Here is a 24050-nt window from a genome sequence, read left to right as displayed (position 1 = left end):
CAGCAATGCCCGACGTTGTCGCCTCAGCAGTTGTCATTGCTTGGCGAATTCGACGATGGCGCGGTAAAAATGATCGGAGCCGTCTTTGGGGTTGTCAGGCCGTAGTTCCATCCGGTTCACGCCATGCTCAGCCCCTCCCTTGAAGCGGTCGGGGATCACGGAGAAGTAGTACGGGCTGATGAATCTTGCGCCACCGTTGTAGTGCGACTGCATCGCAGCCACATGCGTGCCACTGAGTTTCCACTGCTGTGGGTTGAACTCTGGAACCCCGTAGTCGGTGATTTTGCGCTGCGCAATAAACTCCCGCACCCATGCACTGTCGGTGGCACCACCGTACATGTTCAAACCTTGCTTCCAGGGTGCGCTGCCGTTCAGAGTTTGATCGGCCGCGAAAAGCTGGGGGTTCCAGGAAGAATTGACGCGGGGAACGATCTGGTGTGAGTACAGCTTTTCTGCAGGCAGGCCAGCACGCAGGGCGCGGTCATAAAAAACATTCAAAAAACCATATACCTGTGACTCTCGGTACAGATTCCAGTCGCGGGCCAAGGGGTTGTAGTACACGTCCTGCAAACCACGTGGCATATCGAGCCAGGTCCGTACGCCAGGCAGTTTTTTGGAATTCTGAACATCTTTGATGGCCGTGAATCGCACGGGCTTCACCGGCCCTTGATCTCGGGCGACCACGGCAAACTCCACCTCGCCCACTTTGTATTGCGCTCCCCGCGATTGCGCTATCACCTGGGCCGTGTACCGGCCTGCGGGCAGCGCACTGTAGTCGTAGTCAATGCGGTAGCCCGTGTTGGGTGTGGTGATGGATTCTTCGGCTCTGTATACGTCCAGCCGGTTCATCCCGCGCTCAACGGGGCCTACCCGTTGCCCATTGACGTACAAATCCAGTTGCTCGATTGTTTTGTTGGGATCCCATAGCCATCCCGCAATAGGCAGCGTGCCGTCTGCATGGGCATCGTAGTGTTCGCCGAATGACGTCAGCTTTTCTTTGCGAATGTCTTTCGAGGGGGCCGGCACAACATCAAATGAGGCGTAAGCGAACCCGTTGCGGGCGTTGAATTGTTCAATGCTCTTGTACTTGTTTCGCAGCCACTGACGAAAGCCCGCGACTGAGCTGCTGCTGTAATCCGTTACCTGGATGTCTTGGTAGCTTCCCATGCCTCCTTCAAAGTTGGGAAACATGTGATGCAGCTCCCCTGCCAGGGTGTAGGCCACAATGCGGCTTTGTACGGCCTTGGGCAACGCCTTGATGCGCTTGGCCAAGTAGTCCAGTGCTTCAAATCGGTACTGGTTGACTGGAATGGCCGCATCTGCGGACAGCGTGTACGGGATGATCCGATAGCCAAAGTAGTTGAGTTCCAGAGGCTTGCCGTCCCGCAACTGCATGAGGTTGACCGGGTCTTTGCGCAGTGCGTCCGCCAGCGGGCTCACGGAGTCAAAGTGATCTGCAGAAAAGTACACCACCACAGGGCGTTTCACTTCTGCAATGACATTTAAAAATTGGTCGACCTTGGCCTTGTCGATGGCCCAGCCTTGAGGTGTCTTCTGATAGATCGATAGCAACTGCAAGGTGGCTGTGTAACCTACTTGCACGCTGCCCTTGGCCCCCCCGGGCTCCAGCGTGTCCAGCAGACGCGATATGGCGGCCGAGCCGTTGCGCTTGCGTTGGCTGCAATAGGCGTAGGCTGCATCAATGTCTTTCACGCTTGCATCAGCGACAGCCTCATCACACAGGTACATCCCCTCTACCGTGGGGGCGATGACCATGGGCGTGCGCTGGATTGGCATGGGTTGCTGCGCATGCGCAGGTATGCCGTTGGCTATCAAAAATGCGAGCGTCGCAAATCGCAGGTTCAGTATCTGATTCATTGGGTATCGCCCTTAGCGGGGGACTCTAACGAAAGGCTTAGGGGTTCGGTCGGGAGATTGCTCACGTCGTAGTGCAAGAAAGCAATCAGGCACTGAATGCCAATCAGGATCGGTAGCGCAGCCAACATGACCGTGCCACTGGTTGCCGGGTGGTTGGACAGCGCGCTATCGAGCCAGTGCATAGCTCCAAATGCCGAGCCAACGATCACCAGCAATGTTCCAAAGATGCTGTAGAGCGTGCCGACATTGAAGTCCCTCACCAGGTAGTTGTACACATACCGGCGCCACAAGCGTGACGCGTGCTTTCTCAAAAACTCCGGCAGCACTTTGCCGATCTTGAGGTTGGACTCCTCGTTGGCATAGACAGAGTCCATGGGGATGTCTTTGACAACGGCGCGCAGCGTGTTGAGTCGAAACAGCATGTCTGTTTCGAAGAAATAGCGCTTCTCCAACTTGTCCAACGGCAGCTCTGCCAGCACACAGGTTCGAGCCGCCGTGTACCCGTTGGTGGGGTCCATGATGTTCCAGTATCCGCAGCTGAGCTTGGTCATGAAAGACAGCACCGCATTGCCGAACAACCGAATGGGCGGCATGCTTTGAACGGATTCAGGACGGAAAAACCGATTCCCCTTGGTGTAATCCGCTTCTCCACGCAGCAATGGACGGACAAACTTGGGCAAAAGAGCGGGGTTCATTTGTCCGTCGCCATCAATCTTTACCACGATGTCCATGCCGTCAGCGATGGCTGCTTTGTAAGCGGTGACGACGGCACCGCCGACACCGCAGTTTTCTGGATTGAACAGCACCCGTACGCGTGGGTCTTTATTGTGCTCTTCGATAAAGCGACCACTGCCATCTGGGCATGCATCGTCGATTGCATAGATTGTGTGAACTTCGGTGCCGATGGACGCGATTACTCCAAGTATGTGTTGGGTCACTCTGAAGCATGGTATGGCGACAGCGATTCGCATAAGTGTGAGTCTCACGACGTTGAGGCCAGCACTACGCCGCTCAATATGAGTGCTCCACCTGCCAATGTGCGCCAATGCAGAGGCTCTCCCAATAGCGTCCAAGCCAGCAAGGGCACGATTAAGAAGGCCAACCCCATGAACGGATAGGCCAGATGTAATGGTGCGTTTCGCAAAATCCACACCCACGCTAATGTAGTTGCTCCATACAGAAGAACGGCTGCAACTAACCAACCGTTGAAAATCCAATCATGCCAGGTGGGGCTGGTCGGTAGTACAAGTGCGGCCTTCTTGAACAACATTTGCCCAATAGAGATTCCAAATACGCAAATAATGGTCGAAAATATAATCAATGGAGGCATATTTTTGCTCACGCACACATAATTAAATTATTTTTTTAATGTTTTTTTGTTGCTGCAAGCACTGGCAATAGTACCAGTGGTAGTGTGAAGAAAGGCAGGATATAACGGTATTCTCCCGCTATCGAAAAAATAAATATGGCTCCCAGTTGAATCAGCATGGGCGCGGAAATTATTAGCAATGCCAGGTCGCGCTTTATTGTTCCATGTCTTAATGCCCAAAATAGTAAGCCTATCCCAATAAATGGTGTCCATAACAAAAATCTGTATTTATAACTAAGCTCATAGTGTGCTCTTAGTAGATTTTCTGAGGATTTTAAATCGTGTTGTCTGTATTGGGATTTTGATTTTGTGAATTTTAGTACATGCTCTGCATAGTCAAAGCTTGGAAGACCACCTTGAGCAAGTGCTGATACTAGAAAAATATTGACCCTGCTTCCAATGAATGATGGAATGTTGTGCCATAGGTTATATTTGAAAAACTGCTTGGTGATGATTTTTTGATCCTGTTTGGATAGAGACATAACTCTTGGTCCTTCAGGTTGGAAAACCAATGTATCCCAATAGTCGGGGTCATAATAACTAATGTAATTGTCAATTGGCTTATATTTTTGCAGCGTTTCAACTGTAAGCGGTGAAATGCGAGGTGCTGCCACCCAAAGGTTCATTGGTCGTGGTTGCAAAAAATTGACAGTCTCGAATATGGCGAGAGGGTATAAAACGCCTTGACCCTGGCTTTTGTGAAATTGGGTTCCTACTGCCATCAAAGAGCACCACCCCATCAAGATGCTTCCCAGCCACCATCGTCCTTGAGGGGTTGCCAGAAAAATCAATATGATGAAAGGAAGTAAAAAAATGATGCCGTTGGCTCGTGCGAATGCGGCAATGGGTAGCGATATAGTAATAATCGCAAGCGAAAGTGCTGTGGTTTGGCGTTGCTTTGCAATTAGCCAAATTTCAAATAACAAACCTGCAGTGCCGATAGCGAAAAGTCCGTCTGGGTACAGTGATCCTGCGAAGAATACGAAGTGAGGCGCTAGAGATATGAAAAAAAATAAAAATAGCGCAGTTTTGAAGAAGCGTCTAGCCCAGCACCATCCAAGAATTCGGGCTTGGATAAATGCTGAGATCATCAGCATGGCGAAAACTGGCGACTCTACACGTTCGTGCGGTAGATAAAAAATGCGCACAAAGTAGTACCAAAAAACTGGTTTCCCCGAATTTTGCGTATCTGGATTCATCACTTCCAGAAGTATGGCTCGGCTATCTTCGCCTAATACTCCAGGCCAAAAAACAAATAGCCAACCTGCATATATCAGTGCTAAAAGCGAAAAGAAAACTCCAAAAAACTTTGCGTCTGAACTGTGTTCTTCCGTTATTTTGATTGTGCTCGTCATTGGATTTAAATCGCGGCTTGCAATGCCAACCCCGCATGCTCCCGCAGCGGATGAAAGTGAATCTTCGGAAACCGCTCCTGCGCCAGCCGCACGTCGTACGGTGAGGTGCACAAATACGCCAGCGTGTCGGCTGCGTCGTGGGCCATGCGCAGGGGGTAGGCGTTTTCAAACTCGCGCAATTCGGCGGGGGTGTTTGCGGTAATCCAGCGGGCACCTGTGTATTGGCAGCCTTCCAGGCGCACGTCGGCGTCGTACTCTGCTTTCAGGCGGTGCTGCACCACTTCAAACTGCAGTTGGCCTACAGCGCCCAGGAGCATGGCGCCGCCCGCGTCGGGTTTGAAGACCTGGATAGCGCCTTCTTCGCCCAGTTGGGCCAGGCCTTGCTGCAGTTGCTTGGTGCGCAGGGGGTTCTTGAGGATCACGGTCATGAACAGTTCCGGCGCGAAGAAGGGCAGGCCCGTGAACTGCAGGTTGGCACCATCGGTGATGGTGTCGCCCAGCTGCACGCCGCCGTGCGTGGTGAAGCCGATGATGTCGCCCGCATAGGCTTCTTCCACCGCTTCGCGGCGCTGGCTCATGAAGGTGACCACGCTGGTGGGTCGCAGTTCTTTGGCAGTACGCTGCACCTTGAGCTTCATGCCGGGGGTGTACTTGCCCGAGGCCACGCGCACAAAGGCGATGCGGTCGCGGTGGTTGGCGTCCATGTTGGCTTGCACCTTGAACACCACGCCGGAGAAGCCTTCGTCTTCGGGCTGGATGGTTTTGACCACCGGCTGCTTGTTGACTTCGAGTGTGCTCACGCGGGGGCCGGGGGGCGGGGCCATGTCCACCAGCGCGTCCAGCACTTCCATCACCCCGAAGTTGTTCACGCCGGAGCCGAAGAACACGGGGGTCAGCTTGCCGGCCAAGAAGGCGTCGTGGTCCCACGCGGGCGATGCGCCCACGGCCAGTTCCATGCTCTCCAGCGCGGCATCAAATTCGGCACCGAAGCGTGCGCGCAGCGTGGTTTCATCGGACAGGGGGATGGCCTCGAAGTCCTGCGGGCGGCGTTCGCTGCCGGACTCGAACACCGTCATGGTCTTGGTGCGCAGGTTGATGATGCCGCCGAAGGCCTTGCCCTGGCCCACAGGCCAGGTCATGGGGCAGCAGGGCATGCCCAACTCGCGCTCGACCTCGTCCATGATGTCCAGCGGGTCGCGCACTTCGCGGTCCATCTTGTTCACGAAGGTGATGATGGGTGTGTCGCGTTGGCGGCAGACCTCGATCAGGCGGCGGGTCTGCGCTTCCACGCCGTTGGCGGCGTCAATGACCATCAGGGCCGAGTCCACGGCCGTGAGCACGCGGTAGGTGTCTTCGGAGAAGTCCTTGTGGCCAGGGGTGTCGAGCAGGTTGACCACGTGGTCGCGGTAGGCCATCTGCATCACCGACGATGCCACCGAGATGCCGCGCTGCTTTTCGATTTCCATCCAGTCGGAGGTGGCGTGGCGGCTGGCCTTGCGGCCTTTGACGGCCCCGGCGATCTGGATGGCGCCCGAGAACAGCAGCAGCTTTTCGGTCAGCGTCGTTTTACCCGCGTCGGGGTGGGAAATGATGGCAAAGGTGCGGCGGCGCCGGGTTTCTGGGGCGTGGGACACGGAAGTTCCTGGAATGGGAGGGCAAGCGCTGCAGGTTGCAGCATTGCCAGATCAGACTTTGCAAAGGTCTGTTGTTGCGCTGAAGAACAGCGCAGTTAACAATTATTTTACCTATGCGTGAAACTGCGGCTGCGCAGGTTGTTACCTAGTGTGCAAGGTCTGCGCAGGCGCTGCAGGCTGAATCGTACCTTGGTGGTCTCTTCGATTCGTGTCCGGATCGTTACCTGTCAGAGCGGGTGCCCGTTGAAAGTCTTGCTTCTATAATCCGCCCATCCGAGGAGCGTTGCAGCGCCCCCTGCTACCTGCGGGGCGTGAGGCTCGGAGTCATCAAGCAACGACGCTCATCCACTTTTCGTGCGGTGAGTTGCATCTTCCCCCGTCAAGTGGCTTTTCAAACCTGCTTTGGAGCACACCATGAACGCACGCGTCAACGCCCCGGTCAACACTGACTGCATCATTGCCGACATCGGCCTGGCCGAATGGGGCCGCAAGGAAATCCGCATCGCTGAAACCGAGATGCCCGGCCTGATGGCCATCCGCGAGGAATTCGCGCCCAAGCAATCGCTCAAGGGTGCGCGCATCACGGGCTCGCTGCACATGACCATCCAGACGGCGGTGCTGATTGAGACACTGCAAGCGCTGGGCGCTGAAGTGCGCTGGGCTTCTTGCAACATTTTCTCCACGCAAGACCATGCTGCTGCTGCCATTGCCGCTGCGGGCACTCCTGTGTTTGCCGTGAAGGGCGAGACGCTGGTCGACTACTGGGACTACACCCACCGCATTTTTGACTTTGGCGCTGCCGGTACAGAGGGCGAAGGCCCTAACCTGATTCTGGACGATGGCGGCGACGCCACGCTGCTGATGCACCTGGGCAAGCAGGCCGAAAAGGACCAGAAGGTCTTGGCCAACCCTGGCAGCGAAGAAGAGCGCATCCTGTTTGCCGCCATCAAGGCCAAGCTGGCGGTGGACGCCACCTGGTACAGCCGCAAGAGCGCCCAGATCATTGGCGTGACCGAAGAGACCACCACAGGCGTGCACCGCTTGAAGGAGATGTCGGCCAAGGGCAACCTGATGTTCCGTGCGATCAACGTGAACGACTCGGTGACCAAGAGCAAGTTCGACAACCTGTACGGCTGCCGCGAATCGCTGGTGGACGGCATCAAGCGCGCCACCGATGTGATGATCGCTGGCAAGGTGGCGGTCGTGGCTGGCTACGGCGATGTGGGCAAGGGCTCGGCCCAGGCTTTGCGTGCCTTGAGCGCCCAAGTGTGGGTGACCGAGATCGACCCCATCAACGCCCTGCAAGCCGCGATGGAAGGCTATCGTGTAGTGACCATGGAATATGCCGCCGACAAGGCTGACATCTTCGTGACCACCACGGGCAACCGCGACGTGATCACGTTCGAGCACATGAAGGCAATGAAGGACCAGGCCATCGTCTGCAACATCGGCCACTTCGACAACGAAATCCAGGTTGCCAAGCTCGAAGAGCACTGCCAGTGGGAAGAGATCAAGCCCCAGGTGGACCATGTGATTTTTGCTGACGGCAAGCGCATCATCCTGCTGGCCAAGGGCCGTCTGGTGAACCTGGGCTGCGGCACAGGCCACCCCAGCTTTGTGATGTCGTCGAGCTTTGCCAATCAGACGATTGCGCAGATTGAACTCTTCACGCACAGCGACTTCTATGAAAACGGCAAGGTCTATGTGCTGCCCAAGCACCTGGACGAAAAAGTGGCACGCCTGCACCTGAAGAAGGTGGGCGCCATGCTGTCGGAGCTGACGGACGAGCAAGCGGCCTACATCGGCGTGCCCAAGCAAGGCCCTTACAAGCCTGACACCTACCGTTATTGATGGCTGGGGTGAGAGATTGCTCCTGATTTAGGAGCTGCTAGCGCTTATCTGGTAAGCGCTAGCCCCTGTTTTTATCTGAATGTTCGTCGACCGACGAGAGAGAATGCATGCGCGCAGACGTATTTTTGGTGGAAGGCGGCCATGCGGCCACGCGCTCGCAAGCGCAGCGCTTGATCGCCTCGGGGGTGGAGTGGCGCCTGACGCCCTTGTCGCCCTGGAACAAAGTGGCCAAGAACGGGGATGACATTCCCTCGGTGGCCGAGGTGCGGCTGCTGGACGATGCCGAGGCCAAATACATCTCGCGTGGCGGGCTCAAGCTCGAAGGCGCTTTGCAGGCCACGGGCCTGGCCGTCCAAGGGCTGCGCTGCCTGGATGTGGGGCAGAGCACCGGGGGCTTCACGGATTGTCTGCTGCAGCACGGTGCGACCCAGGTGGTGGGCGTGGACGTGGGCCATGGGCAGTTGCACGAGCGCCTGCGGGGCGATGTGCGCGTGGTGGGCGTGGAAGGGCTCAACGCCCGGGCGATGACGGCCGAGTCGCTGCTGGAAGGCTGCGAGGCGGCCTTGTCCGAAGAGCTGGTGCAAGACCATGAAGACAACGACACCCAGCCGGTGGCCCCCTACAGCTGGATGCGCAATGGCGGCTTGATCGATGAAGAGTACGACGACAGCGACGACGCCAAAGAGCAAGACGTAGAGACCTTCAAGGCCGAACGAGCCGCCAAGGCCCGCGCGCGGGCTGAGGGCACTTTGCCCGTGGTGCGCCAGCGCCGGGAGGGGCGAGAGGACGTGCAGGTCACGCCCGTGTTTGACCTGGTAACGGGTGACCTGTCGTTCATCTCGCTGACCTTGGTGCTGCCCGCCCTGGTGCCCCTGATGGCGCCGCAGGGCCGTTTGCTCATGCTGGTCAAGCCGCAGTTCGAATTGCAGCCTGGCCAGGTCGGCAAGGGCGGCATTGTGCGCGACGAGGCTTTGTATGCCGTCGTGGAAAAACGCATCCGTGATTGCTGCGCAGAGCTGGGCTTGCAGGTGCTTGCGTGGATGGAAAGCCCCATCCAGGGCGGCGATGGCAACCGGGAATTTTTTGTGGATGCAAGGAGGACGGCATGAACGCTGCCAAGACAGAAGCCACCGGATTCCCGGTGAGTCTGGAGTTTTTCCCCCCGAAAACGCCCGAAGGGGCTGAAAAGCTGCGCGCTGTGCGCCAGCAGCTGTATGCGCTGCACCCTGAGTTTTGCTCCGTGACCTACGGCGCCGGGGGCTCCACGCAGGAGGGCACGTTCACTACGGTGCGTGAAATCCTCGCTGAGGGCGTGAGCGCCGCATCGCACTTCTCGTGCATCGGCGCCACCCGCCAGTCGGTGCGTGAGCAACTGGCCGTGCTCAAGGGCATGGGGGTTCGCCGCCTGGTCGCATTGCGGGGCGATCTGCCCAGCGGCTACGGTGCGGGCGGCGAGTTCCAGTACGCCAGCGATCTGGTTACCTTCATCCGCGAAGAAACGGGCCGCGACTTCCACATCGAGGTGGCTGCCTACCCAGAGGTGCATCCCCAGGCACGTTCGCCAGAGGCTGACTTGAAGGCTTATGTGGCCAAGGTGCAAGCGGGCGCAGATGCCGCGATCACCCAGTATTTCTACAACAGCGATGCCTACTTCCGGTTTTTGGAAGACACCCAGAAGCTGGGCGCCAACATCCCCGTGGTGCCAGGGATCATGCCCATCTCCAGCTCCACGCAGTTGATGCGCTTCTCCGACGCCTGTGGCGCTGAAATCCCCCGCTGGATTCGCTTGCGTCTGCAAGGCTTTGGCGACGATACCGCCAGCATCAAGGCGTTTGGCCTGGACGTGGTGACAGACCTGTGCGATCAACTGCGCAGTGCGGGCGTGCCTGCCTTGCATTTCTACACCATGAACCAAAGCGCCGCGACTTTGGAAATCTGCCGCCGTCTGGAGCTGTAGGCGTGCCGCTGCGACAGGGCGCCCTCTGGGCGCAGGCACACTGCCGCGCAATGGACTCCCTGCACGCTGCGCTGGCACTGGTGTGGCGGTGTGGTGGCTGTGCAGCCATTTGGGTCGGCTTGGTTGCATCCACAGATGCGCTGGCGCAGGGCCTGGCGCCAGCGGCACCCGCCGCGGCCGGTGTGCCTGCCGTGTCTGCAGCGCTTGAGGCCAGTTCCCCCGCTTTGGTGGAGGTTCTTGCTCCGTCTCCCGCCTCGGATGCGCGGCGCGCAGCACAGCGTTCGTCCATTGATTTGCTGGCGGATGTAGATGGTGTGGAAGAGGACGACGACGCCGACGTGCAGCCCAGCGAGACCGGGCTGGCTTCCTGGTATGGACCAGGTTTTCACAAGCGGCGCACGGCCAGCGGAGAGCGCTTTGACATGCATGCCCTGACGGCCGCCCACCGCACGCTGCCGTTTGGCACGCTGGTCTGTGTGCGCAGCCAGGCCACAGGCCGTGGGGTGGTGGTGCGCATCAACGACCGCGGTCCGCATGTGGCCAACCGGGTGCTGGATTTAAGCCGTGGCGCGGCGTTGGCGCTGGGCATGGGCGGCTTGGGGCTTAAACCGGTGGATGTGTTTCCGCTGGGCTCTGGCGAAGACACTTGCCCGCCCAAACGCCCTGAGTAGCTTGGAACGGTGGCCTGGCCCGATGGAGGGCCGGGCCAGGGCATGGATGGTCAGCCCCCGGATTCCAGCGTATGCGTGGCGTGCTTGTCCTGGGCCAGCAACTCCACCATTTGTGGCAGCGCTTCTTTCAGCGCGGCTTTCAGCGTGAAGGGTGGGTTGATCAGGAACATGCCGCTGGCAGGCAGGCCTGGGCGCTTGACTTCGCCTGCTGCGTCTTCCGTTATCTTGCTCGATTTGACGGTCAGCGTGGCATGCAGCCAGCTCTTGCCGGCCTTGGTGGCCATGGTCTTGAGTCGGCGGGGCAGGTCATGGGCCTCGGGGCGCGGAATGATGGGGTACCACACGGCGTACGTACCCGTCGCAAAACGCTTGAGCGAATCGGCCACCATGTCCAGCACCTTGCCGTAGTCGCTCTTCATTTCATAGCTGGGATCGCACAGCAGCAAAGCGCGGCGGGCCGGTGGCGGTAAGAATTTCTTGATGCCTTCAAAGCCGTCTTCATGCAGCACGGCCACTTGCCTGCCCGCATTGAGCTGGGCCACATTGCCCGCCAGTGCGCGCATGTCGGTCGGGTGCAACTCAAACACCTTGAGCTTGTCGTGTTCGCGCAGCAGCCGTTGGCTGATGAAGGGGGAGCCGGGATACACCTTGGTCTTGGTGCCCTGGTTGAAGGCGCGCACCATGTCTACGTAGGCTGCCAGCGCCGGGGTCAGGGGCGGTACTTCCGGGGCGACCAGCCGCAAGATGCCATCGGCGGCTTCGGCGCTGGTGCTGGCGTAGTCACCGTCCAGGCGGTACAGGCCGGCGCCCGCATGGGTGTCCAGCACGGTCAGTGCCGCGTCTTTCTCCGTAAGGTATTGCAAAGTGGCAATCAAAACGGTGTGCTTGAGCACATCGGCATGGTTGCCCGCGTGGAAGGCGTGGCGGTAACTGAACATGTCGCTATGGTAACGATTGCGGGCCGTCTCTTGGGGCGTACCCTGATCTATCTCGGCCAGTGGTGCGTGCGTTCAAGGCAAAATCGAGGGCATTCGGGCAGGCTGTGATGTTTTTGGCAGACAGTCTGCTTTTTGTTGCCTTTGTACCTGCGGTGATGCAGCATCATCGCCTGTGTCAGCGGGCTGGCGCTGGGCTGGTGCCCGCTGAATTTTGCTTTAGACGCTGGACTGCCACGCTTTTTTCACCATGACCGAACGTTCCAGTCAAACCTCTGCCAGCGGCGTAAGCCACGTCGATGCGCTGCCCCCTGGCACCCGCTTGGCGGAGTTCGAGATTCTGGCGTTGCTAGGGGTGGGTGGCTTTGGCATGGTCTACAAGGCGTTTGACCACTCGCTGCACCGCGCTGTCGCGATCAAGGAATACATGCCCTCGGCCCTGGCCGGACGTGCGCAGGGACAGTCGCTGTGGGTGCGCTCTTCGTCAGACCAGCAGACCTTCCAGGCGGGCCTGGCTTCTTTTGTGGGCGAGGCGCGTCTTCTGGCGCAGTTTGACCATCCCTCCCTGGTGAAGGTGTTCCGGTTTTGGGAGGCGAACAACACGGCTTATATGGTCATGCCCCTGTACAGCGGCATGACGTTCAAGCAAGCCAGGGCACAAATGCGCATTCCGCCGCCAGAGGTCTGGCTGCGCAAGGTGCTGTGGTCGGTGCTCGGTGCCTTGCAGGTGTTGCATGAGGGCAAGACGCTGCACCGCGATATTTCGCCGGACAATATTTTCTTGCAGGACTACGGCCCCCCAGTGTTGCTCGATTTGGGGGCTGCACGCCATGCCATCAACGACCAGGGGCGTCAGCACACGGCGGTGCTCAAGGTCAATTACGCGCCGATCGAGCAGTATTCCGAGTCCGATGAGGATCTGCGCCAAGGGCCGTGGAGTGACCTCTACTCTTTGGCGGCAGTGGTGCATGGCTGTCTGTGCAACGACACTCCGCTGCCCGCCACCTTGCGCTCCATCCGTGATCGCATGGTGCCTTTCTCTCGCGTGGCCAAAACCGTCAAGCGCCAATTGGGCGTGGAGTATTCCGCGCCCTTTGTCGCCGCCATCGGCCAGGCATTGGCATTGCGCCCCGAGGATCGGCCGCAGAGCATTGAGGCCTTTTTGCACGCCATGGAGATGGAGTCGCCCCCCGAGGGGGTTGCCGATTTCGACTTCCGAGCCGATTTGGAGGACATCTGGGTAGAGCCTGCCGATCAGCCGGGCCCTGGTTTGGTGACCCCGACGGTGGATGTGACCTCTGCGCCCAAAATCATCGCGGATATCCAGGCGCAGACGGAAAAGGTGTTGGGGGTGCAAGACGCTTCGGTAGCCAATGAGGCGTCCTTGCGCAAAGCCTCTGATGGGGATGCCTCGTATGCAGCCTCAGGGCCCGATACGGTGGCGGTAGATGCGGCAGACACCGTTTTCATGGATCCCGGGGACACCGTGGTGCAAGACGAGTATGGGGCAAGCCATGCCGCAGACGCGCGCGCGGTGGCTGCTTCCTCGCACAAGGGACGCGCCAGCAAGTCGGGCGGCGTGCAGGACGCGACGCCTCGGCGTGCGCATCGCGCCTCCGGGGCGCGGCGCAGCCGTGGCGTGGGCTGGGGTGTCGTCTTGGCGGCGTCTTTGTTGGTGGTCGGGGCTGCCGCTTGGTGGACCCACGGACGCAAAGCGACTGTGGAAGACGACATCATCACAGAGCTGGCGCAGCCTGCGATCGCACCACCGATGCTGGAGGCATCGGCCCCTGACACGACTGCATCGGAGCCGTTGCTTGTGGCCAGCGAGGTTGTGGCTGCAGCTGCGTCGGCTGCCGCGGTCGATGCGTCCCCGGCCTCGACAGCTTCGGCTGCAGTCCCGCCCGCAAAGCCAACGGCGCGCAGTGCTGCGGCCAAAAAAGCCCAACCCGAGCCAGCGCCTGCTCCCCAGGTGGTGGAAGCCCCACCCCCGCCACCCCCGCCGCCGCCAGAACCCAAGCCCAGGCCCACCCCTGTACGGGCTCCCAGTCCCCAAGAGGTGTGTGCCAATGCGAGCTTTTTTGCAAAGCCCATGTGCATTCACCAGGAGTGCCAAAAGCCTTCGCAGGCTGGGTTAGCCATCTGCGTCGAAACGCGCAAGCGCTACGAAGCGGACGAGCAGCGTGCGCGGCAAATGTCCAACTGAGTCGATCATTCTGGGCGCTGGCCGCGCCTCGGTTCTTTGTTGAACAGCCTTTCTGAGTGGTCGGTGTTCTTTCTGTCGGCAGATCAGGCTTGTGCTAGTTGCGTTGAACTTCGTATAATGGCAGGCTTCGCAGCGATTTAGTGGCCCCGCGGCGAACACTTCTTACCACCTAAGAGGCTTCCTTCAGAGAAGCACCGACCGTGGAAAAGGGCCCTCAAACCCCTCTTGAAAAGAGAAACTCATGTCTACATTCAGCGCAAAGCCCGCTGAGGTCGTGCACGAGTGGTTTGTGGTTGACGCGACCAATAAGGTCCTCGGACGAGTAGCCAGCGAAGTTGCTCTCCGTTTGCGCGGCAAACACAAGGCCATTTACACGCCTCACGTCGATACCGGTGATTTCATCGTCGTTATCAACGCAGCACAACTCAAGGTCACTGGCACCAAGTCCTTGGACAAGGTGTACTACCGTCACTCGGGCTATCCCGGCGGTATCACAGCCACCAACTTCCGCGACATGCAAGCCAAGCACCCTGGCCGTGCTCTGGAAAAGGCTGTCAAGGGCATGCTGCCCAAGGGTCCCCTTGGCTACGCAATGATCAAGAAACTCAAGGTGTATGGCGGTGCAGAGCATCCCCACGCCGCCCAGCAGCCCAAAGTGCTGGAAATCTAAGGAGCCTTGAGATGATTGGTGAATGGAACAATGGCACCGGCCGTCGCAAGTCCAGCGTCGCCCGCGTGTTTCTGAAAAAAGGCTCCGGCAAGATCACTGTGAACGGCAAGGACATCCAGTCCTACTTCGGCCGTGAAACATCGATCATGATTGCCAAGCAACCCCTGGTGCTGACCAACCATGTCGAAACTTTCGACATCCAGGTCAATGTCCATGGTGGTGGTGAATCCGGTCAAGCCGGTGCAACCCGCCACGGCATCACCCGTGCTCTGATCGACTACGACACGACGCTCAAGCCCGCACTGAGCCAAGCTGGCTTCGTGACGCGTGATGCGCGTGAAGTGGAACGTAAGAAGGTCGGTCTGCGCTCTGCACGTCGTGCAAAGCAGTTCTCGAAGCGTTAATCTTCGCGACCTTGCGAGGCAGGGGCTTGCACCCTGTCTCTCAAAAACCGCCTTCGGGCGGTTTTTTCGTTTATGGTGCGCACTTCGCAAAGAGGGATGGACCGTTCATGCGTTTTCGTTTGCTTCGTCGTCGTTTGACGATCAGTGCGCCCCGCGTGGCGGTGCGTAGCGCACTGCCCTGGCCTCTGCGCTGGCTGGTTTTGGCCTTGGTGATGGGACTCAGTGGCGCAGCGGCGTTGTGGGCGTTCGAGTTTGGAAAATCCATCGCTGGCCTGGAGTCTGGTACCCGTGATGACATCCTGCGCCTGCGCACAGAGGTGGAAGAGCTGCGGGAGCAGTCGCAGCAACGCCAGACCTTGTCGCAGACCGCCGAGAGTCTGCTCACCGCTGACCGCGCGACCCTGGAGCGTTTGACGGCCCAAGTGCGGCAACTGGAAACTGAAAACCGCATGCTGCGGGATGATCTGGGCTTTTTTGAAAAACTGATGCCCGTTTCCAATACGGACGGCGTAGCCATCCGGGGCTTGCAGGCGGAGGTGGTGGGTGGGGTGCAATTGCGGTGGCAGGTGCTGGTGATCCAGGCGGCGGCCCGCAACGCGTCTGACTTCAAGGGACGGCTGGAGTTGGTTGTGACCGGCACCCGGGAGGGTAAGCCTTGGACGCAGATTTTGCCGCCCGAGGGGCAGCCGCTGCAATTTCGGCAGTACAGGCGTCTGGACGGCTTGCTTCCGCTGCCTGTGAATGTCGTGGTAAAAACTGTGACTGCCCGTGTCTTGGAGGGGCAGGCGGTGCGTGCAGTCCAGGCCACTGAGTTGGATTGACATCGACGGCGGGATTTGGCTGCGACCCTGGTGCCCGCAGGCGCGCACTAGGCCATGCCAGTCGCTGCCAAGCATTCGGCAGACTTTAGATTACCCATGTGCGGGGCATTCTGTGGCTTGCCCTGATCCCTTCCTTCATTTGGTGCCTTGATGTGCACTTCAGGAGTCCCTTTATGTTCTCGCGTAAAAAACAGCCTCCCATCAAGAGTTTGATTGCCCATGGCACCCGGATCGAGGGCAATGTGCTGTTTGAGGAGGGCATTCGGATTGATGGCGATGTCATTGGTGATATCCGCGCCGCCACAGAGCAGCCCAGCATTTTGGTGATTTCGGAGACAGCGCGGGTGGATGGGGCGGTGCATGCGGACCATGTCATCGTCAATGGCTCGGTGGTGGGGCCTGTGCATGCCGCAGAGCTACTGGAGCTGCAGCCCAAGGCGCGCATCACTGGCAACGTGCACTACCGTGCGCTGGAGATGCACCAGGGGGCCATGATTGCCGGGCAGCTCTTCCCTGCCGCCGTGTTGGTGGAAGAAAAGCCCCCACTCAAACTAGCGTCAAACAATTCCTGAGGCGGTGGCGCTGCCGTGTTGCAGTACCATCCCAGCCAAATACTGAACCCGGAGTTCCCCATGAGCGCTGTTGCCGAAAATGTCTCCACCGAGATGCCTGCCCCGATTCTGTTCACGGACAGTGCCGCCGCCAAGGTGGCCGATCTGATTGCTGAAGAGGGCAACCCCGATTTGAAGTTGCGGGTGTTTGTGCAGGGTGGCGGCTGCTCTGGCTTCCAATACGGCTTCACTTTCGATGAGATCACCAACGAAGACGACACCACCATGACTAAAAACGGTGTGTCGCTGCTGATCGATGCCATGAGCTACCAGTACCTGGTGGGTGCAGAGATCGACTACAAGGAAGACCTGCAAGGCGCCCAGTTCGTCATCAAGAACCCGAACGCCACCACGACCTGCGGTTGCGGTTCGAGCTTTTCGACCTGATCAACAGATGTCGCCCCTTTTTGAGGGGGGCTTATGCGGGGTAGATCGCCCCGAGTACACGGGCGCCTTGGGCGCCCGTGACGTTTGGCAGGCTGCCCGTCAGCCCTTGCAGGGTTTGGCGGGCCAGCCAGGCAAATGCGCTGGCTTCGACCTGCATGACAGGCAAGCCCAGGGCGTCCGAGGGTTGTACCAAGACGGGGCCTAGCAGGGCCTGCAGCCTTTGCATGAGGTGGGTGTTCAATGCGCCCCCGCCGCACACCGCCAAGCGGGTGGCGCATTGCCCGTGCAAGGTGGCACTGTCGGCACAGGCGCGGGCGGTGAATTCGGTGAGAGTGGCCTGCACATCCGCAGGTGGGATGTCGGGATAGGCCTGTAACTTGGCATCCAGCCAGTGCACATTGAAGAGATCGCGCCCGGTGCTTTTGGGCGGCAACTTCTGCAAAAACGGCTCCTGCAGGAAGTCGGCCAACAGCCCTGGGTGTACGGAGCCGCTTGCAGCCCACTGGCCTTGCGCGTCGTAGGGGTGGCCTGTGTGCCGCTGGCACCAGTGGTCCATGAGTGCATTGCCCGGGCCGCAATCAAAGCCGATGACCGGTCCGTGGGCGGGCAGGATGCTGATGTTGGAAATGCCGCCGATGTTTAGCGCCATCACTGTCTCTGTGGCGCTTCCAAAGATGCCTTGGTGGAATGCGGGTACCAGCGGTGCGCCTTGGCCGCCTGCGGCAACATCCCGGCTGCGAAAGTCGGCCACGACCGCAATGGCTGTGAGCTCTGCCAGCAGGGCGGGATTTTGCAGCTGCAGGGTGTAGCCCGTGCCGTCAAATTCCTGGGGGCGATGCCGCACCGTCTGGCCATGGGCGCCTATCGCGCGCACTTCACTCGCCTGGACATGGGCGTCCTGGAGCAGGGTGTTGACCAGCTCGGCGTAGATGCGAGACACCGCATTGCCTGCCAGTGCAGCGCGGTGCAGCTCGTCTGCGCCCGGGGTGTTGAGTGCGAGGAGGTCGCTCTTGAGCCCCTCTGGAAAGGGCTGAGCGCGGTAGCCCAAGACCTGGAGTTGGGGCCCTGCAAAGTCCACCAACACTGCATCGGCACCATCGAGTGAGGTGCCAGACATCAGGCCAATATAAAGCTCGCGCATGGATCGGGCCGTCAAGCGGTGTGAGGCAAGCTGCGGCCCGCTGGGGCTGGCCGAGTGGGCTTGGCGTTACTGGGCGCTGGCTTGCTGAATCAGCTCTGCCGATGACAGCTGGATGCGCATGGCAGATGCCAGGCGGTCAAACGCAGCGCGGGCGGAGGCCGACACGGGGGCGGCTGCTTCGCTTTGCTGGGCGATGGTTTGCGGATCTTGGTGCTGGCCGTTGATGCGGAATTCAAAATGCAAGTGCGGGCCTGTGGCCCAGCCGGTGGAGCCCACGGCCCCCACGGTTTGGCCTTGCGAGACCGATTGCCCGTTCTTCACGTCGATGCGGCTCAAATGGGCATAGACGGTGACATGCTGGTTGCGGTGCTTGACGAAGATGACGTTGCCAAAACCGTTTTGCACGCCAGCAAACTCCACCACACCATCGCCCACCGTGCGCACTGCGGTGCCTGTGGGGGCTGCGTAGTCGGTGCCCAGGTGGGCACGCCAGGTTTGCAAAATGGGGTGCAGGCGCATCTTGAAGCCGCTGGTCACCCGGGAGAACTCGACCGGCGAGGCCAGGTAGGCGCGGCGCATGCTCTCGCCTTCCAGGGTGTAGTAGGCGCCCTTGGAGGCTTCGGTCTCCTGGAACCAGACGGCCTGGTGGGTCTTGCCGTTGTTGCGGAACTCGGTGCTCAGCACGCGGCCGCTGCGCAGGGGCTCGCCATCGGCCTCCAGCGTTTCGTACACCACGGCAAAGCGGTCTTCCTTGCGCAGCGAACGGTGAAAGTCGATGTTGCCTGAGAAGATCTCGGCCACTTGCACGGCCACGCCATCGGGGATGTTGGCGGCGTCGGTGGCTGCAAAGAGGGAGCTGCGGATCACGCCCCCGGCCAGGCGCGTGCCTTTGGTCAGTGGTGCGGTTTCGATGCGCGAGGAAAAGCGCTCGTCCTGGCGCTCTACCACCAGGCGGCGGAAGGTGCCGCTGTCATCGGGGGCCCAGCGTGCAGTCAGGCGCACCAGGCGGTGGTCGTCGGTGGTCTCTGCCGAAATCAGCCGACCAGCTCGGCCCAGCAAATTTTGTCGCACAGCATTGTCAGAACGCAAAAAAGCGGCCGCTGCCGGGTCTGCCACGCCCATGCGCTGCAGCAGAGACTCTGCCGTGTCGCTGCTGCGGGTTTGTTCAGAGCGGTACAGCGAAAAACCGGGGGCGTCGAGCGATTCCAGGGCCAGGTTTTCTGCCAGCGATTCGACGGGGTAGCTCACCGTCTTGGTGGGCAGCTCAGAGGCGTCGGGCCCCAGCGAGGCCACGGCGAATGCGCCACCGCCGCCGGTCAGCAGCAGGGCTGCGATGGCGGCAGTGATACGTCGGGGGTGTTTTTGAGCGGTCTGGGACAGTCGATCAAGCAAAGCCAAGCTGGCGGTGGTCAAGCCGTGAATCAATGTTCTATCCCCAGAGGTGAGTGTGTCTTCGCTCAAGACCTGGGCCAGGGGCCCTGCGGAAGTCGGAGGCACAGAGATGCAAACAAGGCAATTTTCAGCGGGTGAAACCCGGGCCGAAACGGCGGGCCTACTAGAATCCGCCTTTGCAATGGAGCCCGAGTATAGCGGCGCGTCATCCTCAGACATCGAAAAAAACCCTTATGAATCAATCAGCTGTTACAACAAGCCCGCTGTCCGATGGTGTACGCCAGGCCCTCGAAATTTCGCTGCGCGGCGTGGAAGAATTGCTGCCGCAGGATGAGTGGACCAAGAAGCTGGTGCGTTCGGAATCCACTGGTCAACCCTTGCGCATCAAGCTGGGCCTGGACCCCACGGCCCCCGACATTCATATCGGCCACACCGTGGTGCTCAACAAGATGCGACAGTTGCAAGATCTGGGCCACCAGGTGATCTTCCTGATCGGTGACTTCACCACCTTGATCGGTGACCCTTCCGGGCGCAACAGCACGCGCCCGCCGCTCACGCCCGAGCAAATCAAGTTCAACGCAGAGACCTACTACACGCAGGCCGCCAAGGTTCTGGACCCTGCGCGCACCGAGATCCGCTACAACAGCGAGTGGTGTGATGCCCTGGGTGCGCGGGGCATGATCCAGCTGTCGGCCAAGTACACGGTGGCGCGCATGATGGAGCGCAACGACTTTCACCAGCGTTTTACCGATGGCAGTTCCATCAGCCTGCACGAGTTCTTGTACCCGCTGCTCCAGGGCTACGACTCGGTCGCCTTGAAGAGTGACCTGGAGCTGGGTGGCACGGACCAGAAGTTCAATTTGCTGATGGGCCGCCATCTTCAGCAGGAGTATGGGCAGGAGCCGCAGTGCGTGCTCACCATGCCGCTCTTGGTGGGGCTGGACGGCGTGGACAAGATGTCCAAGTCCAAGAACAACTACATCGGTATCACCGAAGAGCCCAACACCATGTTTGCCAAGGTGCTGTCGATTTCGGACACGCTGATGTGGGACTGGTACACGCTGCTGTCGTTCAAGAGCCTGGCCGAGATCGCTGCGCTCAAGGCCGAGATCGCCGGCGGGCGCAACCCCAAAGACGCCAAGGTGATGCTGGCCAAGGAGATCACCACGCGCTTTCACAGCGCGGCGGCGGCCGATGCGGCGGAGCAGGATTTCACCAACCGCAGCAAGGGCGGCGTGCCGGACGACATCCCCGAAGTGGCTCTGACGGGCGCGCCACTGGGCATTGGCGCGCTGCTCAAGCAGGCCAACTTGGCCCCCTCGGGCAGCGAAGCCAACCGCCTGATCGATGGCGGCGGTGTGCGTGTGGACGGCAACGTGGTCAGCGACAAGGGCCTGAAGCTGGATGCTGGCACCTACGTGGTGCAGGTGGGCAAGCGCAAGTTTGCGCGTGTGCAGCTGGGTTGATTCGGATTTATGTGAAAAAGGGCGCTAGCGCCCTTCAAATAAGCGCGGGAAGCTATCGAAAGTGTAGCGTTCTGCGCTTTTTTATGGGCGTCATGCCTTGGCACAACCGCAGCGTCAACGGTGCTGGGGTTCTGAAGCGGGCTTTTTGGCGCCCGTTCCTATTTCTGCCAGCGCAAAGGGGGTTCTGCCGCCGCCGGGCGGGCTGCCGGTGGCAGGCTGCTGACCACCTGGTTGCGGCCCTGCTGCTTGCCCCGGTACAGCGCCTCGTCGGCACGGTGCACTGCGTCCAGCAAGCCTTCGTCCGCCTGCACGGTGGCCACGCCGATGGTGACGGTGACCTGCAAAGGCGGCGTGTGGCCGGGTTTGAACAGATCTGCACTGATGGCCTGGCGCAGCCGCTCTGCCAGGTGGTCGGCGCCCGGTGCGTCGGTGTCGGGCAGCAGGATCAGGAACTCTTCACCGCCCCAGCGGCAAATGCTGTCGCTGGCGCGGGTCACCCCCAGCGCCCGGCGGTAAAAGTCCTGCAGCACCTGGTCGCCTGCCTTGTGCCCCAGGGTGTCGTTGATGCGCTTGAAATGGTCGATGTCGCACAGCAGCAGGGCAATGGGCTGTGCCTGCCGGGGCTGGCGGGCCAGCTCGGCGCGGCCAATTTCCATGAGCCTGCGGCGGTTGATGGCGCCGGTGAGGGGGTCGGTCGATGCCTGCCGGGTCAGCACCTCTTGCGCCTGGGTCACCACGTTGTAGTAGCCCCGGGACAAGATGATGAACGTCAGCAGCAACGTGACGATGTTCTGGTAGCGCAGCAGGCTTTCCAGCGTGTTGCCCAGGGCGTAGACGGGTTCGTTCTGGCTGCTCCAGCCGTCCAGCCCCAGGTAGATGAACGACAGACACACCGCAATCGCATATTTGGTGGTTTTGTGGTCGTTCGATGACAGCATGGCCACCGGGATGACCGGGAGCATCAGGTAGTGAAACCCCGTGCCCCAGCCGATGAACACTGTGGCAGCCGCGGCGTGCACGGTGATTTCGCCAATCAGCAGCAACGTGGCCGCCCGCAGGTGCCCATCGGGGCGGGCCAGCCAAAAGGCCAGCGCATGCGTGGCCACGCTCAGCACATTCAGCGCCGCCAGGGCATCGACGTCAGCCCAGACAAACAGCGCGATGTACAGGCTGTGCACCAGCATGCACAGTGCTGATGCGTGCCGGATCAGTAAGCGGAAGTTGTCTGGTGGGGGCTCGATGGTGTGCATGGGGCCAAGGGGCTGGTGCGGTGTGTGCGGCGGGTGGCTGTGGATGCGGTGTTGGGTGGGGCGGCAGGGGCTGAGTGAACTAGGCCCCCAGTGTCCTCCTGCGTGGGCGGGTTGTGGCTGGTGTTTTCACGGGGGGCTTTGGCGCTGCTTGACGGTGGCCTGCGAGATCGCCCACAGGGCTCCTTGAACAGGTTCTCAGTCCAGATGGTCTTGCGTATCGGGGTCGGGGACATCGCCAATGGCGGCGCGGGTGGCGGCGGCCTGGGTCTCCAGCCAGGCGCTGAAGGCCTGCACCTCGGGCCGGTGCCCGCTGCGCGGGCCCACCAGCATCCAGTAGGCCAGCGGCGAATCCAGCCGGTGTCCCGGCAGCACCTCGATCAGGTCGCCCGAGGCCAGTGCGTCGGCAATCAGCGGCATGCGGGCCAGCGCCAGGCCCTGGCCGCTGAGCGTGGCCTGCACGATCTGGTGCGCGTAGTTGAAGTACAGCCAGCGCTGGGGCTGCAGCTTGGGGCACTGCTGCACATCAAACCAGCGCCGCCAGCTCAGCCACTCCAGGTGCTGGGTGCGGTGCGCGTCGCCTGCTTCAATCAGGGTGAACTGGGCCAGGTCGGCTGGTTTGCGGATGGGGGGCGCTGTTTTCAGCAGCCAGGGGCTGGCCACCACGGCCAGTTGCTCACCGCACAGGCGGCGTGCGCCCTGCATGCCGGGGCCGGGCAGGGCGTAGCGCAGGGCAATGTCCACGTCCGAGGTGTCCAGGTCCACGCTCACGTCGCTGGCATCAATGCGCAGGTCAATGCCCGGGTGTTGGTGCTGGAACTCCTCCATGCGCGGAATCAGCCACATCGATGCAAAGCTGGCCCAGGTGGTGATGGCCACGCTTTTGCGCCCGGCGGTCTGGCGCACCAGGCGCACGGCGGCGTCCATGCGCTCCAGGGCGGGCACCACGGCGCGTTGCAGTTGTGCGCCCGCGCTGGTCAGTTCCACCGCGCGGGTGTGGCGCAGAAACAGGGGCACGCCCACTTCTTCTTCCAGCGCCTGGATCTGGCGGCTCACGGCCGATTGGGTCAAGGCCATCTCATCGGCTGCGGCCCGGAAGTTCAGGTGCCGGGCCACGGCCAGAAAGGCGCGCCAGTGCCCCACGGCGACGGGACGGGTGCGTTGGATGGCGGGGGCGTTGGGGTCGTTGGACATGGCGCGGCGGTGGGTGTATTCATGCGGTCTTCGCATCAATAGGGTAGCGCGTTTTCATTGGACGCAAAGGGTTTGCAGCCGGATCATTGGGCCTCATTAAAGCCCTTCGTGGCAGAAAGGAGTCCCACATGCCATGCCATGTTGTTCCCGCATCGCAATCCTCCGTGAGTCCCGCCAGCCCCGCCGCCCTGTTGGCGGGATGCTGGAAGCTGGAGGCACGCCGCGCCCTCTCACTGCGCCCGCGTGAGCCTGGTGTGTTGGAAATTGCCCAGGGCCGGGCCTGGGTCACGCTGACCGGGGCCGCACAGGCCTTGCCCGCAGACCACGTGCTGCACGCCGGAGACCGCCTGAGCCTGTTGCCCGGCCAGCATGCGGTGGTCGAGGCCTGGGGGCTCCCTGGCGCGGTGGATGCTGCTGGCGCGCTGGCCTTTCGCTGGGACTGTGCCCTTCCCGCAGCAGGCCTTGTGGCATCTGCCCCTGTGCGTGCCGAGGGGGCGGCTGCCGTGGTGGTGTGCTGGGACCGCGCTGTGGCGCAACCCCTGCGCGATTTGCGCCTGGCCCTGGGGCAGGGCGGCCGCGCCGTGGTGGGGGCTGCGGCCGATGCCGCCGGTGCGGTGGGGCGGCTGGTGCTGGGCTTAGCGCGGTTTGCGGCCTACCGCCTGGCAGGGGCGTGGCCGCGCAGGTTGGCCTGAGTCCGTTAGAACATTTTCTCAATCAAATGGGCTGCTAGCGCTTGCAGATAAAGCGCTGGCAGCTTCTGTTTTGATAGCGAATGGTGGGCAATTGGTGGGCGGTTGGTTGGTGGTTAGTGCGCGGCTAGTGGGCGTTTGTCAGCCGCCATTGGCGCCGATAATGCGGGCA

At 60.6% G+C, this 24050-nt stretch carries 22 protein-coding genes and 1 riboswitch; of the genes, 12 read left to right on the top strand and 10 right to left on the bottom strand.

The genetic code is table 11. The features are described from left to right. Window positions 1-33: 33 nt before the first annotated feature. Genes CLU86_RS14145 through CLU86_RS14125 form a run of 5 tightly spaced genes read right to left on the bottom strand, consistent with a single transcriptional unit; the run spans window position 34 to window position 6236 of the window. Window positions 34-1878: a hypothetical protein gene (locus tag CLU86_RS14145; protein WP_099742048.1), complete on the bottom strand. Its 1845-nt coding sequence runs from the start codon at window positions 1876-1878 to the stop codon at window positions 34-36. Then, window positions 1875-2849 carry a glycosyltransferase family 2 protein gene (locus CLU86_RS14140; RefSeq protein ID WP_099742047.1) on the bottom strand — a complete coding sequence of 325 codons (975 nt, stop codon included), beginning with the start codon at window positions 2847-2849 and terminating at the stop codon, window positions 1875-1877. The genes CLU86_RS14145 and CLU86_RS14140 overlap by 4 nt, the downstream gene beginning before the upstream one ends. A gap of 11 nt (window positions 2850-2860) precedes the next feature. Next, window positions 2861-3208 carry an EamA family transporter gene (locus tag CLU86_RS14135; RefSeq protein ID WP_099742046.1) on the bottom strand — a complete coding sequence of 116 codons (348 nt, stop codon included), beginning with the start codon at window positions 3206-3208 and terminating at the stop codon, window positions 2861-2863. Window positions 3209-3243: 35 nt separating this feature from the next. Continuing rightward, window positions 3244-4713, bottom strand: coding sequence for a hypothetical protein (locus tag CLU86_RS14130; RefSeq protein WP_233195015.1), 1470 nt, complete (start codon window positions 4711-4713; stop codon window positions 3244-3246). Beyond that, window positions 4608-6236, bottom strand: a complete 1629-nt coding sequence (locus tag CLU86_RS14125; RefSeq protein WP_099742044.1) for a peptide chain release factor 3 — start codon at window positions 6234-6236, stop codon at window positions 4608-4610. The genes CLU86_RS14130 and CLU86_RS14125 overlap by 106 nt, the downstream gene beginning before the upstream one ends. A gap of 269 nt (window positions 6237-6505) precedes the next feature. Beyond that, a riboswitch (S-adenosyl-L-homocysteine riboswitch) is annotated at window positions 6506-6586 on the top strand. Between the two features lie 64 nt (window positions 6587-6650). Between CLU86_RS14125 and ahcY the strand changes: the two genes are divergently transcribed. From ahcY to CLU86_RS23060, 4 genes are all read left to right on the top strand, one after another. Beyond that, window positions 6651-8087, top strand: coding sequence for an adenosylhomocysteinase (gene ahcY, locus CLU86_RS14120; RefSeq protein WP_099742043.1), 1437 nt, complete (start codon window positions 6651-6653; stop codon window positions 8085-8087). A 107-nt stretch (window positions 8088-8194) separates the two neighbouring features. Beyond that, complete coding sequence (locus CLU86_RS14115; protein ID WP_099742042.1) at window positions 8195-9196, top strand: TlyA family RNA methyltransferase; 1002 nt, start codon at window positions 8195-8197, stop codon at window positions 9194-9196. Further along, window positions 9193-10044, top strand: coding sequence for a methylenetetrahydrofolate reductase [NAD(P)H] (metF, locus tag CLU86_RS14110; protein WP_099656683.1), 852 nt, complete (start codon window positions 9193-9195; stop codon window positions 10042-10044). The genes CLU86_RS14115 and metF overlap by 4 nt, the downstream gene beginning before the upstream one ends. 50 nt (window positions 10045-10094) lie before the next feature. Next, window positions 10095-10715, top strand: a complete 621-nt coding sequence (locus CLU86_RS23060; protein WP_233195013.1) for a septal ring lytic transglycosylase RlpA family protein — start codon at window positions 10095-10097, stop codon at window positions 10713-10715. A 50-nt stretch (window positions 10716-10765) separates the two neighbouring features. Here CLU86_RS23060 and CLU86_RS14100 read toward each other — a convergent pair whose 3' ends face one another. After that, complete coding sequence (locus tag CLU86_RS14100; RefSeq protein ID WP_099656681.1) at window positions 10766-11653, bottom strand: 23S rRNA (adenine(2030)-N(6))-methyltransferase RlmJ; 888 nt, start codon at window positions 11651-11653, stop codon at window positions 10766-10768. Between the two features lie 247 nt (window positions 11654-11900). On the opposite strand from CLU86_RS14100, the gene CLU86_RS14095 reads away from it, so the two are divergent. The 6 genes from CLU86_RS14095 to erpA all read left to right on the top strand — a co-directional run bounded on the left by CLU86_RS14095 (window position 11901) and on the right by erpA (window position 16749). Next, window positions 11901-13856, top strand: a complete 1956-nt coding sequence (locus tag CLU86_RS14095) for a serine/threonine-protein kinase (RefSeq protein WP_099742041.1) — start codon at window positions 11901-11903, stop codon at window positions 13854-13856. Between the two features lie 241 nt (window positions 13857-14097). Next, complete coding sequence (gene rplM / locus CLU86_RS14090; RefSeq protein WP_099656679.1) at window positions 14098-14526, top strand: 50S ribosomal protein L13; 429 nt, start codon at window positions 14098-14100, stop codon at window positions 14524-14526. Window positions 14527-14537: 11 nt separating this feature from the next. After that, window positions 14538-14930, top strand: coding sequence for a 30S ribosomal protein S9 (rpsI, locus tag CLU86_RS14085; RefSeq protein ID WP_099656678.1), 393 nt, complete (start codon window positions 14538-14540; stop codon window positions 14928-14930). Between the two features lie 107 nt (window positions 14931-15037). Then, complete coding sequence (locus CLU86_RS14080) at window positions 15038-15751, top strand: DUF6776 family protein (protein WP_099742040.1); 714 nt, start codon at window positions 15038-15040, stop codon at window positions 15749-15751. A 173-nt stretch (window positions 15752-15924) separates the two neighbouring features. Further along, entirely contained in the window at window positions 15925-16323 is a 399-nt protein-coding gene (locus CLU86_RS14075) for a polymer-forming cytoskeletal protein (RefSeq protein ID WP_099656676.1), read from the top strand. Window positions 16324-16383: 60 nt separating this feature from the next. Continuing rightward, complete coding sequence (gene erpA / locus CLU86_RS14070; RefSeq protein ID WP_099656675.1) at window positions 16384-16749, top strand: iron-sulfur cluster insertion protein ErpA; 366 nt, start codon at window positions 16384-16386, stop codon at window positions 16747-16749. A 31-nt stretch (window positions 16750-16780) separates the two neighbouring features. Here the strand turns inward: erpA and CLU86_RS14065 are convergent, their stop codons facing one another. Together CLU86_RS14065 and CLU86_RS14060 are read right to left on the bottom strand one after the other, a co-directional pair. Beyond that, on the bottom strand, window positions 16781-17890 hold the full coding sequence (locus tag CLU86_RS14065) for an anhydro-N-acetylmuramic acid kinase (RefSeq protein WP_099742039.1): 1110 nt from the start codon (window positions 17888-17890) through the stop codon (window positions 16781-16783). A gap of 66 nt (window positions 17891-17956) precedes the next feature. Further along, window positions 17957-19315, bottom strand: coding sequence for a M23 family metallopeptidase (locus CLU86_RS14060; RefSeq protein ID WP_099742038.1), 1359 nt, complete (start codon window positions 19313-19315; stop codon window positions 17957-17959). Window positions 19316-19515: 200 nt separating this feature from the next. Between CLU86_RS14060 and tyrS the strand changes: the two genes are divergently transcribed. Further along, a complete protein-coding gene (gene tyrS / locus CLU86_RS14055) occupies window positions 19516-20748 on the top strand; it encodes a tyrosine--tRNA ligase (RefSeq protein ID WP_099742037.1) in 1233 nt (410 codons plus the stop codon). A 158-nt stretch (window positions 20749-20906) separates the two neighbouring features. On the opposite strand, the gene CLU86_RS14050 is transcribed toward tyrS, so the two are convergent. Further along, window positions 20907-21998 carry a diguanylate cyclase gene (locus CLU86_RS14050; protein WP_099742036.1) on the bottom strand — a complete coding sequence of 364 codons (1092 nt, stop codon included), beginning with the start codon at window positions 21996-21998 and terminating at the stop codon, window positions 20907-20909. Between the two features lie 195 nt (window positions 21999-22193). After that, the gene (locus CLU86_RS14045) at window positions 22194-23189 is read right to left on the bottom strand and encodes a LysR substrate-binding domain-containing protein (protein WP_099743577.1); all 996 of its coding nucleotides are present in this window, start codon (window positions 23187-23189) and stop codon (window positions 22194-22196) included. A 128-nt stretch (window positions 23190-23317) separates the two neighbouring features. On the opposite strand from CLU86_RS14045, the gene CLU86_RS14040 reads away from it, so the two are divergent. Then, window positions 23318-23881 (top strand): DUF2917 domain-containing protein, encoded by a 564-nt coding sequence (locus tag CLU86_RS14040; protein WP_099742035.1) that lies wholly within the window; start codon window positions 23318-23320, stop codon window positions 23879-23881. Window positions 23882-24050 lie beyond the last annotated feature (169 nt).

This window comes from Acidovorax sp. 62 (genome assembly GCF_002754495.1).
Lineage (GTDB): Bacteria > Pseudomonadota > Gammaproteobacteria > Burkholderiales > Burkholderiaceae_C > Acidovorax.
The sequence above is the reverse complement of the archived record's forward strand: the minus strand, read 5'-3'. Positions and strand labels throughout refer to the sequence as shown.